General features: G+C 28.5%; 15 protein-coding genes, 2 rRNA genes and 1 riboswitch. Of the genes, 3 read left to right on the forward strand and 14 right to left on the reverse strand.

Annotated features, from left to right (window positions below):
- From tnpA to BUA77_RS10845, 12 genes are all read right to left on the reverse strand, one after another.
- The coding region (gene tnpA, locus BUA77_RS10790) for an IS200/IS605 family transposase (protein WP_143151349.1) at positions 1-190 on the reverse strand (190 nt) is incomplete at its 3' end.
- Between the two features lie 286 nt (positions 191-476).
- On the reverse strand, positions 477-1181 hold the full coding sequence (locus BUA77_RS10795) for a cobalt-factor II C(20)-methyltransferase (RefSeq protein WP_072890076.1): 705 nt from the start codon (positions 1179-1181) through the stop codon (positions 477-479).
- A 15-nt stretch (positions 1182-1196) separates the two neighbouring features.
- On the reverse strand, positions 1197-1931 hold the full coding sequence (locus tag BUA77_RS10800) for an ABC transporter permease (protein WP_072890078.1): 735 nt from the start codon (positions 1929-1931) through the stop codon (positions 1197-1199).
- Positions 1932-2780 carry an ABC transporter ATP-binding protein gene (locus BUA77_RS10805; protein WP_084605727.1) on the reverse strand — a complete coding sequence of 283 codons (849 nt, stop codon included), beginning with the start codon at positions 2778-2780 and terminating at the stop codon, positions 1932-1934.
- Between the two features lie 12 nt (positions 2781-2792).
- The gene (locus BUA77_RS10810) at positions 2793-4241 is read right to left on the reverse strand and encodes an ABC transporter substrate-binding protein (protein WP_072890080.1); all 1449 of its coding nucleotides are present in this window, start codon (positions 4239-4241) and stop codon (positions 2793-2795) included.
- A 67-nt stretch (positions 4242-4308) separates the two neighbouring features.
- Positions 4309-5220: a sirohydrochlorin cobaltochelatase gene (locus BUA77_RS10815; protein ID WP_072890082.1), complete on the reverse strand. Its 912-nt coding sequence runs from the start codon at positions 5218-5220 to the stop codon at positions 4309-4311.
- 66 nt (positions 5221-5286) lie between these two features.
- Positions 5287-6042, reverse strand: coding sequence for an ABC transporter ATP-binding protein (locus tag BUA77_RS10820; RefSeq protein WP_072890084.1), 756 nt, complete (start codon positions 6040-6042; stop codon positions 5287-5289).
- 17 nt (positions 6043-6059) lie between these two features.
- Positions 6060-7124: a FecCD family ABC transporter permease gene (locus BUA77_RS10825; protein ID WP_072890104.1), complete on the reverse strand. Its 1065-nt coding sequence runs from the start codon at positions 7122-7124 to the stop codon at positions 6060-6062.
- Positions 7125-7221: 97 nt separating this feature from the next.
- Positions 7222-7397, reverse strand: a riboswitch (cobalamin riboswitch).
- Between the two features lie 160 nt (positions 7398-7557).
- Positions 7558-8037, reverse strand: coding sequence for a siroheme decarboxylase subunit beta (gene ahbB / locus BUA77_RS10830; protein ID WP_072890086.1), 480 nt, complete (start codon positions 8035-8037; stop codon positions 7558-7560).
- 6 nt (positions 8038-8043) lie between these two features.
- The gene (ahbA, locus tag BUA77_RS10835; RefSeq protein WP_072890089.1) at positions 8044-8499 is read right to left on the reverse strand and encodes a siroheme decarboxylase subunit alpha; all 456 of its coding nucleotides are present in this window, start codon (positions 8497-8499) and stop codon (positions 8044-8046) included.
- Position 8500: 1 nt separating this feature from the next.
- On the reverse strand, positions 8501-9493 hold the full coding sequence (locus BUA77_RS10840) for a radical SAM/SPASM domain-containing protein (protein ID WP_072890091.1): 993 nt from the start codon (positions 9491-9493) through the stop codon (positions 8501-8503).
- Positions 9468-10664: a radical SAM/SPASM domain-containing protein gene (locus BUA77_RS10845; RefSeq protein ID WP_072890093.1), complete on the reverse strand. Its 1197-nt coding sequence runs from the start codon at positions 10662-10664 to the stop codon at positions 9468-9470. The genes BUA77_RS10840 and BUA77_RS10845 overlap by 26 nt, the downstream gene beginning before the upstream one ends.
- 133 nt (positions 10665-10797) lie before the next feature.
- Here BUA77_RS10845 and BUA77_RS10850 point away from each other — a divergent pair, with 133 nt between their 5' ends.
- The 3 genes from BUA77_RS10850 to BUA77_RS10860 are packed head-to-tail and all read left to right on the forward strand — an operon-like array spanning position 10798 to position 13790.
- Entirely contained in the window at positions 10798-11745 is a 948-nt protein-coding gene (locus BUA77_RS10850) for an acyl-CoA dehydratase activase-related protein (RefSeq protein WP_072890095.1), read from the forward strand.
- Positions 11717-12832 (forward strand): acyl-CoA dehydratase activase-related protein, encoded by a 1116-nt coding sequence (locus BUA77_RS10855; RefSeq protein WP_072890098.1) that lies wholly within the window; start codon positions 11717-11719, stop codon positions 12830-12832. Before BUA77_RS10850 ends, BUA77_RS10855 begins: the two co-directional genes overlap by 29 nt.
- The gene (locus BUA77_RS10860) at positions 12807-13790 is read left to right on the forward strand and encodes an acyl-CoA dehydratase activase (RefSeq protein ID WP_072890100.1); all 984 of its coding nucleotides are present in this window, start codon (positions 12807-12809) and stop codon (positions 13788-13790) included. Before BUA77_RS10855 ends, BUA77_RS10860 begins: the two co-directional genes overlap by 26 nt.
- Before the next feature lie 125 nt (positions 13791-13915).
- Here BUA77_RS10860 and rrf read toward each other — a convergent pair.
- A 5S ribosomal RNA gene (gene rrf, locus BUA77_RS10865) occupies positions 13916-14032 on the reverse strand.
- A 51-nt stretch (positions 14033-14083) separates the two neighbouring features.
- Positions 14084-14236: ribosomal RNA gene (locus tag BUA77_RS10870) — 23S ribosomal RNA — on the reverse strand; the annotation flags it as partial.

Consider the following 14236-nt stretch of genomic DNA (forward strand, 5'->3'; position numbering starts at 1 on the left):
GCATATGTATGTGATCTTTACATGCATTTGCTTCTATTATTTCTACACCTTTATATTCACATAATTTTCTTAGTATTCTTCCTATATCTACTTTTATTTTTCCATATATTATTTGTCTTCTATATTTTGGTGCAAAAACTATGTGATATTTACAATTCCATCGAGTATGTGCTAAACTATTCTTATCCATTTGGATAACCTCCTTTGTTATGGTCTTGGTCGGCAAACCTAAGTCTATTTTAACAAAGGAGGTTATTTTTTTATTCATAGCTATAAGCTTTTCAGAACCACCCGCATAGCAGGTGGTTTTCTTTATACAATAAAAGCCTTTCTGCATTTTGGCACAGAAAGGCATAGGTATCCCTTAAATATTCAAAGATTCCATATTTTATTACCTTTCCAGCCTCTCTGGACTAGATTAAAGACAATTTTTCTTTTTAGAATCTTATCATTTTATTTGTAAGTTGTCAACTTAATTAACTCACCTTTTGTTCTTTATTAATTAGTATTGTAGAAAAATAAGATATATTATCCGCATCTAATTCATCTAAATTAGTATAAACCTTTTCTTCATTTAAAGAAGAATTGCTAACAAGTATTGCATGGTTTAATAAATTATTATCTTTAATTTTTTGTATTATATTCTTAAAGTTTTTATATACCTTCATTAAAACTATAGAGTTGTAATTCTTAAGTGCATGATCTATTCTTTCTTCATCTGTTGTACAAGGTACAACAACTAAGGGTTCTTTATCCATTACCAGAGGGAAATTTTGATTTGAAGCTATATTTGAAAATGAAGAAATTCCAGGCACTGTTTCTACATCAACTCTATCTTTTATTCTCTCAAGCATATATACATATGTACTGTATATCATAGGATCTCCAAGTGTTACAAATCCTACATTTTTCCCATTTTTAACATCTTCTTCTATCTCAACAGCAATAGCATCCCAAGCTTTAGTTTTTTCTACACTATTAAAATTCATAGGAAAATGCCTTTGCTTTATTTCTATATCCCCTTTAATATAATCCTTAACTATAGATAAAGCTAGGCTCTTTCCTTCTTTTTTTGGTTCAGGCGTATAAAGTATATCTAATTTTTTTAATACATCAACAGCTTTAATTGTAAGTAATGAACTATCTCCTGGTCCCGTTCCTATTCCATAAAATTTTCCCATTACTTTCTCCTCCCTTTACTTTATTTCTTTATAACTTACATAAACCCCCATAGCAAAGAAAACCATAAAATATACAAGTAAGACTAATATTGAAATGTAATTAATCTTATCAACTAATGCAATTCCTCTAAGGCTTTCAGTTACATGAGTAAGTGGTAATATCATTATTATTTTTTTAACTGCAATTGGCATCTTATCTAGTGAAAAAAAAGTTCCACATAAAAATGTCATCGGAGTTATTACAAAAGTAGTGAATCTGTTCATATCATAATGATTGTCTATTATCATAGCAGCTGTATAACCAAATGCTGCAAATAACATACTATTTAAAAAACATACTAATATAAAAGCAATATTAAAATGAATATGTACACCAAACATATAAGAAACTATAAGTATTATAAATCCTGCATATAATCCTCTTAATGCCCCAGCTATAACATATCCCAGTGTTAAAAGATACATTTTAACAGGTGCTGTCATATAATACTCAAAGCTTTTTTCATGAAGCTTTGCAACAGTAATTCTTATTGATACTGCATTAAAGCTTGTATGCATAGTAGATAAAGCAATTATTCCAGGTATAATAAAATATATATAGCTGTGCCCTTCTACTATAACTCCATCACCAAGCCCCCATCCAAAGGCTATTAAATAAAGGAGTGGACTCATAACTGCACCTGCAGTTATCTTAAATGCTTTTCTTTTAAAAAATATAAACTCCCTCCAAAGTATAGTTCCTACTTCCATTTAAGTTACCTTCCTATTTGTAAAATTATAAAAAACATCTTCAAGACTTATATCTCTTAATATAAAGTTTTCTTTTATAGAATTTGAAAAGTTTTTAGCTTCATCTATATCTTTAAAAAATTTATATTTAGTAACTTTATTCTCATCAAAATATTCTACAGTATATTTTCCAAGACTTCTTTTAAGATTTTCACTTGTATCATTATAAAATATTTTTCCCTTATCCATTAAAGCTATCTTATCACAAAGATATTCAGCTTCTTCAATATAATGGGTAGTAAGTATTATTGTTTTACCCATATCCTTCATAATCTTTAGTATATCCCATATTTTTCTTCTAGCATTTAAATCTACTCCAACAGTTGGTTCATCTAAAAACAGTATTTCTGGACTATGAATTAAAGCTTTTGCTATCATTAACTTTCTTTTCATTCCTCCAGATAGCTTTCTAGCCATTCTATTTTCTACTTTCTTAATATCCATATAATCAAGAAGCTTTTCTATTTGTACTTCTCTTTTTTTTCCTCTTAATTTAAATAATTTGGCAGCTAGTATTAAATTTTCTTTAACAGTAAGGTCTTTATCCAAATTTATATGCTGAGGAACTATTCCTATTTGTTTTTTTAAAAAAACATTATTTCTATTCATTTCTTGATTCATTATAAAAACTTTACCCTCATTTGGCTTTAAAAGCCCTATAAGCATACTTATAAGAGTAGTTTTCCCTGCTCCATTCGGCCCAAGCAAACCAAAAAAACTTCCTTTTTCTATATCTAGATTAAGCTTATCTACTGCAGTAAAATCTCCATACTTTTTAGTAACATCTTCTATTTTTATAATTTCACTCATATTTCCACCTGTTTACTTTGTTATTTCTCTTAACTTTTCAAGAGACTTAACCACTTCTTTTCCTGTAACAAATTTTTCAGGATTAAAATTTCCATCTTCAAGTTCCATTAATTTATTATCTACTACAATTTGAACTATTCTAGTATTTTTCATTTTATCTAAATCCTTAATACTTATATTATTCTCCTTTTTTTTCAAATCTCCTATCATAAACAGTATATTTGCAAATTCTTCTCTTGAAATTTTATTTTCAGGATAAAAATATTCTTCATTATTTTCTTTAAATCCTTCCATATATCCAGACGTTACTGCTGTTTCTATAAAATGAAAATATTCATTATTCATATCTACATCTTTAAATAATCCATAAGTATGTCTTTTATGTTTTTTTCTGTAATATTTAGAAGTAGGAACAAATATTCCTTCATTTTTAAATCTAACTATAATCTCTGCCATTTTATCTCTTGTAATTTCTTCATCTAAGCTAAATTTTGATATATCATCAAATATTTCAGGATAAAACATTCTACAAAGTTCTTTTATTCCATCTAAATATCTAAAGGTTGGACTAGATATAATTTTTTGATTTATAACATAAACTCTATCATTTTGAACTGCTTTTATAGCATCAAATCCTGGTCTTATAGTTATTGAATGCTTATTTCCTCCTGCGTTCATAACTCCATTTTGAGAAACAAATACATCAATTTTATCAGCTTTTTCAAGTATTCTTTCTGCTCCATAAGGTGCTATTGAGCTTCCTTTTTTTATAGGTTTTGCATCTAATGCTATATTTAACCCTCCTGCAATTTCTATTGCTTTTGCAGGCATAGAATCTGTCGTTACAGTTTTATATCCATTTTCAGATGATTCAAAATAAACATTAACTTTTGGACTTATATCTTTTGTTGTATTTTTTATTTCATTTATTTGTTTATAAAAATCCTGTAATAATTTATTAGCTTTATCCCTTTTTCCAGTAATTATTCCTAATTTTTTTATATAATCATCAAATTCATCAAAGCTTTCAGGATATAGTGAAACTACAGTAAGCCCTGCTTTTTCAAGAGCATCTACAAACTCTGGTTTTGACCTTTTTATAAAAGGTCTAATTAATACTAAATCTGGTTCTGCTGCAATAACCTTTTCAGGATCTGACTTATAATCATACTTTTCTTTTTCTAGTGCTTTAGCTGGATATATATCCCTTGTTCCAACACCTATTATTTCATCATCAAGTCCTAGAGCAAATAAATTTTCTGTATGAGCAGAATAAAGAGATATTATCTTTTTTGCCGGCTCATTAATATTTATTTCATTTCCTGAATCGTCTATAAAGCTTATTGCATAATTTTTATTATCCTCTTCTTTGTTATCTAATACACTAGTGCATCCTGTAAATACTACTAAGGAAATTAATATAGTAAACAATAGAACTAATTTATTTTCCATTTTTTTCATATTCATTCCTCCAACATACAAATAATCATCAGCTAAATAACTGATGATTATTTGATATTAATATTTATTATTTTTCAGTTTTTTCTGTATTCATTGCTTCTTTTGCATGTTCAACATACATATCTTGTACTTTTTCATTTTCACCTAAACCATGTAAATAAGTTTCAACAACAAATCCTTCTTTTTTAAGTATGCTCTTCCAAGAATCTTCTTCATCCCCTGCCATATCATTATTAGCATGGTCTCCTGCAACAAGCATTAAAGGCATTAATGTTACTTTTTCTATATTGTTTCTCTTTAATTTTTTAATTACATTATCAATTTCAGGATACCCTTCAACAGTTCCTACATAAGCTCTTATTCCCATATCTTCAAGTACATAATCAAGACATGCATAAGTAGCATTTGCATAGTGATGAGTTCCATGGCCCATAAATACAACTGCTTCATTATCTTTAAGTTCTGGCATTTGATCTTTTAAAGCTTCAACTAAGTTTTTATAATCTTCAACACTTGTAAGAAGCGGATTTCCCATAACTAATTTATCAAAATCATTTTTAAAATTATTAACATCTGCAGCTAAATCATCATATTCTGCTCCATTCATAATATGAAGTGGCTGAACTACAACTTCAGAAAAACCTTCTTCTTTTAATTTAGTTAAAGCTTCTTTTGGAGTATCTACCTCTATATTATCTCTTTCTTTAAGCTTTTTAATTATAATATTTGACGTAAATGCTCTTCTCATTTCATAATCTGGAAAAGCCTTATCTATTTTATTTTCACAAGCCTCAATTGTAACTTTACGAGTATCTGCATAACTTGTACCAAAGCTTACAACAAGAACAGCTTTCTTGTTTGAATCTTTTTTAACCTCTTTTTCATCATTTTCAGCAGCTCCAGCACTAGTACATCCAACTAAAGCTCCCCCAAGAAGCATTAAGCTCAATAATAGAGCTAAACATTTTTTAATTTTCATAGTAAATCTCCTCCCTTATTTATTATATATTTTAAAACTTATAATACTAAACTCTTAAAAAGAGTTTTAAACCATTATTAAAAATCCTTTATTTTCAATTCTATCTACATTTATATCAAATACTTCATTAATAAATTCTGTAGTCATTATATTGTTAGGACTTCCTAGTGCTACTAATTTTCCTTCTTTTAATACACATACCTCATCACTAAACATATAAGCAAGATTTAAATCATGAATTATTGATACAACAGTTAATTCTTCCTTTATTACTAAATTCTTTATTATTTTTAAAGCTTTAATTCTTTGAGAAATATCCATTGCTGAAAAAGCTTCATCTAAAAACAAAATATTTGGTTTTTGAGTTAAAGCTCTAGCAAGTATAACTCGTTGAAATTCTCCTCCACTTATTTGAGTTATAAGTGAATCTGAAAACTTTAATGTATCAGTAATTTTCATTGCTTTATAAACAATATCTAAATCTTTTTCACTTAATTTTTTCATTCTTTCTCTAAATGGATTTCTTCCCATCATTACTATTTCAAGACATGTAAATGGAAATTTAATATCTTCATTTTGACTTATTATTGCAAAGTTTTTCGAAAGTTCTTCAACTGAATAATTTCTAATCTCTTTATCCAAAAACTCTATACTTCCACTCTTTTTTTCTAAATATCCAGTTAATAAGTTCAAAAGAGTAGTTTTTCCTGATCCATTTGGACCTATTATAGATAAAAATTTACCCTTTTCTATAGAAAAATTTATATCATCAAGAATAACCTTATCTTTATAACTAAAACTAACATTTCGGACCTTAAACATTTAATCACCTTCTAAAATCATTGTATACTTTTATTTTTACTCATGAATATGTATATAAAAAATGGTCCTCCAAATAATGTAGTTATAACTCCTACTGGAATTTCAACATTAAATAAAACTCTTGATATATTATCAGCAAATAACAATAAAAGTGAACCTAAAAGAGCTGATAATGGAATAAGTGCTTTATTATCCGATGTTAAAGAAAATCTCAGCATATGAGGAACTATAAGTCCTATGAATCCTATTATCCCACTTACAGAAACACAAATAGCAGTAATCATTGCTGCACTTATTAAAAATATATTTCTAATTTTTTTAGTATTTACTCCAAGAGCTCGTGCCTGCTTTTCTCCTAAAGCAAGTATATTTAAATCATCTGAGAAATATATACATATAAGTGTTAATATTGTAATTATAGGAAAGCTTAAAGCAACCTGATTCCAAGTTCTTGAATCAAGGCTTCCCATAAGCCAAAATATTATAACTGAAACCTGTTCTCCAGATGCGCTTTTTAAAAAGCTTATACCTGCTGACAATATAGAACTTACAATAATTCCTGCAATTATTAAATTTGATGAACTCATATATCCATTTCTCTTTGCAATTTTCATTACAAGAAGCAATGTAAGTATCGCTCCTAAAAATGCAAAAGGAATAATAGGTACAGGATTTTTTAATATGAATATATTAATATATATTGCTATAACTGCTCCAAATGCAGCTCCTGTTGAAACCCCTATAGTATATGGATCTGCTAGTGGATTCATTAATAACGACTGAAAAACAGTTCCAGAAACCGCAAGCCCCCATCCAATTAATATTGCTATTAAAATTCTCGGGAGTCTTATATTCCAAACTATAGCAATTTTTGCTTTGCTTATATCACTTAAAATCTTTTCATTAAATGTAATTTTTCCATAAATTATTTTTACTACTTCAACAATCTTAATATCAGCTCTTCCCAGATTTACTGATAATATAAGTAAGAATATAATAAGTATAAATAAAGTTATACCTACTATAGTTAATTTCTTTTTTTTATTATTAAAATTGCTCATTATATCAACTTTATTGTTCATAAAACCCCTCTTTTTTTCAAAAAAAAAACTCCATATGGAGTCTTGATTTGCATTAAGGCATAACATGCCCTCATTCATGCATATCTCCCTCCGAAATAGCAGATAAAAATTATAGGCAGGTCTCCTGACTTACATTCCACCTACTCCCTCTCCTTCCCAGTTTTTACCAGTGGTAAATTGAGGTTTCGTTAATGATTACAGTAGCGGGGGCTGTCTCGGATTTTCACCGACTTCCCTTTTAATCTTAATAGAACCCATAATTTGTAACATATTCATTTTTTAACTATCTCTTACAAATACATTGTATATCATTAATTGGTAAAAATAAAGTATTTTTTGTCTTAATTATGTCAAATTCGTTTTTCAATAATCGACAAAATATTAAATGCAAAATATAATTTCCATGTATTCTAATATATTTCCCGAGAAATAACTATTTTTTTATTAGTTTTGATAAATTTGGACTCGTTTTTTTCCATTCCTTAATTGTATATAACACCTTAAAATCTTTAACTTCTATTTTTTGCAATAAATAATTTATTATATTCTCTACTTCTTCTTTATTTCTTCCATGAATCATTGTATATAAATTATAAGGCCATTTCTCATCTGTTCTTCTTTCATAAACATGACTTATATTATTAATACCCTTAATTATATCTATAAATTTTTTTAAATTATCTTTTGATATATCCCAAACTACCATGGCGTTACTGTTATAACCACTTTTTTGATGAATCATAACAGGAGCAATACGTTTTAAATAACCACTTTCATTTAATCTTTTTAACCTTTTAATAAGATTTTCTTCAGATATATTAAATTTTTTACTCAAATCCTCATAAATATCCTTAGTTACTTCTATATCTTGAGATAAATAAACTATAATATCTTTATCTATATTATCTACCAAATAAAATCACCCTTTATTATCAAAATTAAGATGCACATGAACCTTATGCTTATTAACTGAAGGAAGACTTAAAATATCCTGTACTCCTGTTCTATCTTTTATTTCTTTCAATATATTCTCAAGCTCTCCATTAGATGAAGCCATTAATGTAAACCAAAGATTGTACTCATCCTCTCTTTGATAATTATGAGTTACTCCACTATATTCACTCACAATATTTGCTACATAATCTATATCTTTTTCAATCTTCATAGCAATAAGCGTACTTACAACTCCTAAATTTTGGCTGTCAAATATTCCTCCAAACCTTCTTATATATCCTTTTTCCTTTAAGCTATTAATTCTATTTACAACCTCATCTTCACTTATACCTAAATTATCTGCTATTTTTTTAAAAGGTCTTTTTTTAATAGGTATTCCATTTTGAACTTCATTTAAAATTTTACCATCTATACAATCCATTTTAATCGTCCCCCTTTAAGCAAAAAGTATCCTCTTGAAGATAATCTCCAGTTTTACTAAAGGCTCTGGCTCTGCACCCTCCACAAATATTTATATTTTTACAAGATCCACAATTACCTTTATAATTTTTATAATCTCTAAGCTTATTAAAAATTTCACTTTGTTCCCATATAACATCAAAAGTCTTTTCTCTAACACTTCCAACCTTTATAGGCAGATATGGACAAATATGAACATCTCCATTAGGTAGTATACAGCAGTATTTAATTCCAGCAATACATCCTCTGCTAAACCTCATATCCATCCCTTTTTCTTTAGCCTCTACCATAAACTGTGGAGCACAAGTTGGCTTTAATTCTATATGAGTATTTTTCTGCTTATCAAGTATTCTATTTATAATTTCTTTATATTCTTTTTTATTTAAACCTTCTTTCCCTATATTTTTCCCGCGTCCTACTTCTACAAGAAAAAATGGATGATGAGAATGTCCACCAAGAGATGAAATATAATCAGTAATTTTAGTTATCTCTTCATAATTAGATTTAGTTACAGTAGTATTTATTTGAACTTTAAGTCCTGCATTTATACTTTCTTTAATTCCTCTTATACAATCCTTAAAGCTACCTTTAACTTGTCTAAATTCATCATGTTTATTTTCATCTAAACTATCTAAGCTTATTGCTACTGCACGAACTTTACTTTCCTTTAATTTTTTTGCAATTTCTTTAGTAATCAAAGTTCCATTAGTTCCAAGTCCAACTATAAGACCTAATGAGTGAGCATATTCTGTCAACTCAAACAAATCTTCTCTAAGAAGTGGCTCTCCTCCACTAAAAATTAATATTTTAAATCCTGCTTTAGCTATTCCTCTAATCAATTCTTTACTTTCCTTAGTATTTAATTCATCCTTTTGCTTTTCATTAGGACCTGCATCTCTATAGCAGTGCTTGCAGTATAAATTGCAGTTTTTAGTCATGTTCCATGATATAATCATTATTTTTCACCCCAATTTCTTTATCTGTAAGATAGCAGCTAGGATCCTCAGCCCAAATATCACCGTAATATCCATAAGCTCTAGCTCTTAAATTCCCTTTGCATATATCAAGATATTCACAGCTTTTACATCTTCCCTTTACTTTTTCTTTTTTATTTCTAAGTTCACTTAAAAATATATTTTCTCCATTCCATATTTCAGAAAAAGAGTTCTCTTTTACATTTCCTAGTATATGACTTTTAAAAAATTGATCTGGATATACATTTCCCCTATAGTCAATATTTGCAATTGCACTTCCTGATCTATTTCCACCATTTCTTTTTAAAAGCTCTAATATCCTTTCTTTTTGATTAGCATCTTTTTCCTTTAGATATACATATACACCATCTGTAAAATTTGCAACTGTTAATATCTCTTTAATATTTTTATTTTCATTCACCATATTTTTTACATAATAATATAAAGCATCTATAACATATTTAATTTCATCATGAGATAACATATCATCAATTATACTTTGGCCTCTTCCACTAGGAACTAAATGATAAAAGCAAATTCTTGGAATATCCATTTCATCTACTAATTTTAAAATATCTTTTACCTCTTTATAGTTTTTCTTTTGAATAGTAAATCTAAGACCCACCTTTTGGTCTACTTCTTTACAATTTTTTATAGCATTTACAATGCTATCATATGCTCCATTAACTCCTCTAAAATAATCATTAGTTTTAGAAGTCCCATCCAAACTAATACCCACATAACCAATACCTAAATCTTTTAATATTCTAGCAGTATCCTGTGTTATAAGACTTCCATTAGTTGAAAGACTCACACTGATACCTTTATATTTTATGTATTTTATAATCTCAAATATATCATCCCTCATAAGAGGCTCTCCTCCAGATAATAATATTACTGGCACATTTATACTAGCTAAATCATCTATAACCTTTTTTACTTCTTTAGTGCTTAACTCTTCTTCACTTTTATACGAAACTGCATTTGAGTAGCAGTGCTTGCATTTAAAATTACATATATTAGTTATATTCCATACCACAACAGGACCCATGCCTTTTCGTACTCCGCTTTTAGCTTTACTACAATCCTTTGAATATCTTATACAATCCTTTTCTATATCAGTTTTACTTAAAAGCTTAGTTAAATCAATCATTTTATCTCTCCTTAATTTTAGTTACTTATCTAATAATACCACAGAAAAAAAGATTTAATCTAATATTTTAAAATGAATAAATTCATAATATTTGGTAATAATATTAAACTGATGATAGATTGGGAGGTATGTTATGTCAACAAAAGTTGGAATACCTAGAGCACTTCTTTTTCATGAATACGCCCCTTTATGGACAACATTTTTTGAAGAATTAGGAGCTCAGGTTATAATATCTGAGAATACAAATAAAACAATACTTAACGAAGGAGTACAAAGTACAGTAGATGATGCATGTCTTCCTGTAAAACTATTTCACGGACATGTATTAAATTTAAAGGATAAAGTTGATTATATTTTTATACCTAGAATAATGAGCCTATTTAAAGGTGAACATATTTGTCCAAAATTTTGTGGCCTACCTGAGATGATCAAAAACTCAATAAAAGATTTACCTAAAATTATTAGCACTGAAATTGATTTTATAAAATCAAAAAACAATTTAAATGAAACTATATATGAAATTGGAAAATATTTTTCAAATGATTTTAATGATATATCACGTGCTTATGATATAGCATATTTAAAATTTGAAAAATATAAAAAAAATACATTAAATAATATACCTAATACAAATAATAAAAAAATTATGCTTATGGGCCATTCATATAACCTATATGATACTTATGTAAATATGAATGCAATAAATAAAATAAGTTCAAATCAAATTGATGTATTAACTCCTCAAATGATAGATGATATTCATATTAACGAATACTCTAAAAAATATAAGGGAAAGCTGTTTTGGACATTTGCAAGAAAACTTATTGGAACTACGCTTTATTTAATCGAAAATAAAAACGTTGATGGAATTATATATGTATCATCTTTTGGATGTGGAATTGATTCTATTATAGTTAACACAATAGAAAGGTATATAAAACGAAAGAGCAACATTCCTTTTATGCTTTTAACTTTAGATGAACATACAGGAGAAGGAGGTTTAAATACAAGGATTGAAGCTTTTATAGATATGATTAAATGGAGGGATAAGGATGAAGGTAACATTTCCGCACATGGGTAATACATACGTTGCTCTTAAAGTTATGTTTGAGGAACTAAATGCAGAGGTGATAACTCCTCCAAAATGTAGTAAAAACACCCTTGAGATTGGTACAAAGTATTCTCCTGAACTTATTTGTATGCCTTTTAAAATTAATATGGGAAATTATATAGAAGGAATTAAAAAAGGAGCAGATACTATTTTTATGATAAGTGGATGCGGCCCTTGTAGATTAGGTTTATATAATACACTTCAAAGAGAAATATTAGATGATTTAGGTTACGATGTTGAGATGATTTCTGTAGAACCTTTTAGAAATCTAGATGAAATAAAAGATTTCCTCCAAAAACTTAAGAAAGTATCCAATACAAGCAACTATTTCAAAATCTTATCAGCTTTTAAAAAAGGTTTAAACATATTGTTTGAGGTTGATGAATTTGATGATATTGCAAATACCATAAGACCAAGAGAGATAATAAAAGGTGAAGTAGATAAGCTATATTCTAAATTTGAAAGAGAAATAAATAGCTCGAGAGGATATAAAGAAACAATTAGAATTATTAAAGAAAACAAAGAAAAACTTAAACAAATAAGAATAGATAAAAATAAAGATGTTTTAAAAATAGGAATTGTAGGAGAAATATATACAGTTGCAGAGCCCTTTATAAATTTAAACATTGAAAAAAAATTAGGGAATATGGGAATTGAAGTTCACAAATCAATGAGTTCTAGTGAATTTTTAAAAGAACAAATGGATTTTCTTCCATTTATTAATTCAGATAAGGAAGAAATTTACAAAGCATCAGAACCATATTTAAGTAAACAAATAGGAGGACATGCTCAACAAACTATAGGTAATACAGTTAGATATAGTCAAAAAAATTATGATGGTGTCATTCACCTACTACCATTTACATGTATGCCTGAAATTGTAGCACAAAGCATTCTTCCAACTGTAGAAAAAGAAGAAAATATTCCTGTTTTATCATTAATATTAGATGAAATGACAGGTGAAGCTGGATATTTGACAAGAATAGAAGCTTTTGTTGATTTACTTTCAAAAAGAAAGGAGCTTGTAAGAAATGGAGAATGTTTATCTTGGAATTGATGTAGGTTCAGTTAGTACTAACATAGTAGTTATAGATGATAATAATAAAGTATTAGAAAAATTATATATAAGAACCATGGGAAATCCAATTAATGTTCTAAAAGAAGGATTAAGAAAAACGAAAGAAGCTTTAAAAAATTTATATAATATAAAAGTAGCAGGAGTTGGAACAACTGGCAGTGGAAGAGAACTTGCTAGTGTTATGGTAGGCGCTGATGTTGTTAAAAACGAAATCACCGCTCATGCAATTGCTGCATTAAACTTTGTTCCAGGTGTTAGAACTATTTTAGAAATAGGTGGACAAGACTCAAAAATTATCTTACTAAGAAATAATATTATAAGTGATTTTGCAATGAATACAGTATGTGCTGCTGGAACAGGTTCTTTCTTAGACAGACAAGCATCAAGACTTGGAATTCCTATAGAAGAGTTTGGAAGTTTAGCTCTTAATTCTAGTACCCAAGTCAGAATAGCTGGAAGGTGTGCTGTATTTGCAGAATCTGATATGATTCATAAGCAGCAGCTTGGATATAGTCAAGAAGACATAATTAATGGATTATGTGAAGCATTAGTTAGAAATTATCTAAATAATTTGGCTAAAGGAAAAGACATAGAAGGTCCTATAGTATTTCAAGGTGGAGTTGCTGCTAATATTGGAATAAAAAAAGCATTTGAAAGAGCTCTTGAATGTGAGATATATGTTCCTGAGCATCATAATGTTATGGGTGCTATAGGATCAGCACTTCTTGCAAAAGAAGAAGTTAAAAATAAAGAAAAAACCAATTTCCTTGGATTTGATATAACAGATAAAGACTTTAAAGTAAAAGGTTTTGAATGTGATAACTGCCCTAATGTATGTGAAGTTGTCGGAATTTATAGAGACGACGAATTAGTAGCTAGATGGGGAGATAAATGTGGCAAGTGGAGCAACTTAAGTGTAGCCTGTACACTTGAATAAAAATTTCTACTAAACTATTATTATATACATCCGATAATAATAGTAATCAGACAATTACAAAACACCTCATTTAGACTTCCAACCATCACCCTGGAAGTCTCTTTTTTTACACATAAAAAAAGACTACGTGGCTACGTCCTACTCTCCCAGGAGGCTTCCCTCCAAGTACCATCGGCGCTAAGGAGCTTAACTTCTGTGTTCGGAATGGGAACAGGTGTATCCTCCTTGCTATTGTAACCACATAATCTTTTTTTAAAAGTATTTAATACTTTCAAAACTGCACAAATTAATACTAGGTCAAGTCCTCGACCTATTAGTATCCATAAGCTGAACTCATTACTGAGCTTACACCTTGGACCTATCAACCAGGTAGTCTTCCTGGGGTCTTACCCTTACGGTGGGAAATCTTATCTTGAGGTTGGCTTCGCGCTTAGATGCTTTCAGCG

Source organism: Tepidibacter formicigenes DSM 15518, from assembly GCF_900142235.1.
Classification (GTDB): domain Bacteria; phylum Bacillota; class Clostridia; order Peptostreptococcales; family Peptostreptococcaceae; genus Tepidibacter; species Tepidibacter formicigenes.

Bases quoted from the DNA above. Each gene is read 5' to 3' on its own strand.
- BUA77_RS10800 (WP_072890078.1), bottom strand. From the start codon at position 1,931: ATGGAAGTAGGAACTATACTTTGGAGGGAGTTTATATTTTTTAAAAGA.
- BUA77_RS10820 (WP_072890084.1), bottom strand. From the start codon at position 6,042: ATGTTTAAGGTCCGAAATGTTAGTTTTAGTTATAAAGATAAGGTTATT.
- ahbA (WP_072890089.1), bottom strand. From the start codon at position 8,499: ATGGATTGTATAGATGGTAAAATTTTAAATGAAGTTCAAAATGGAATA.
- BUA77_RS10840 (WP_072890091.1), bottom strand. From the start codon at position 9,493: ATGATTATATCATGGAACATGACTAAAAACTGCAATTTATACTGCAAG.
- BUA77_RS10845 (WP_072890093.1), bottom strand. From the start codon at position 10,664: ATGATTGATTTAACTAAGCTTTTAAGTAAAACTGATATAGAAAAGGAT.
- BUA77_RS10855 (WP_072890098.1), top strand. From the start codon at position 11,717: ATGAAGGTAACATTTCCGCACATGGGTAATACATACGTTGCTCTTAAA.
- BUA77_RS10795 (WP_072890076.1), bottom strand. From the start codon at position 1,181: ATGGGAAAATTTTATGGAATAGGAACGGGACCAGGAGATAGTTCATTA.
- BUA77_RS10850 (WP_072890095.1), top strand. From the start codon at position 10,798: ATGTCAACAAAAGTTGGAATACCTAGAGCACTTCTTTTTCATGAATAC.
- BUA77_RS10815 (WP_072890082.1), bottom strand. From the start codon at position 5,220: ATGAAAATTAAAAAATGTTTAGCTCTATTATTGAGCTTAATGCTTCTT.
- BUA77_RS10805 (WP_084605727.1), bottom strand. From the start codon at position 2,780: ATGAGTGAAATTATAAAAATAGAAGATGTTACTAAAAAGTATGGAGAT.
- BUA77_RS10810 (WP_072890080.1), bottom strand. From the start codon at position 4,241: ATGAAAAAAATGGAAAATAAATTAGTTCTATTGTTTACTATATTAATT.
- BUA77_RS10825 (WP_072890104.1), bottom strand. From the start codon at position 7,124: ATGAACAATAAAGTTGATATAATGAGCAATTTTAATAATAAAAAAAAG.
- BUA77_RS10860 (WP_072890100.1), top strand. From the start codon at position 12,807: ATGGAGAATGTTTATCTTGGAATTGATGTAGGTTCAGTTAGTACTAAC.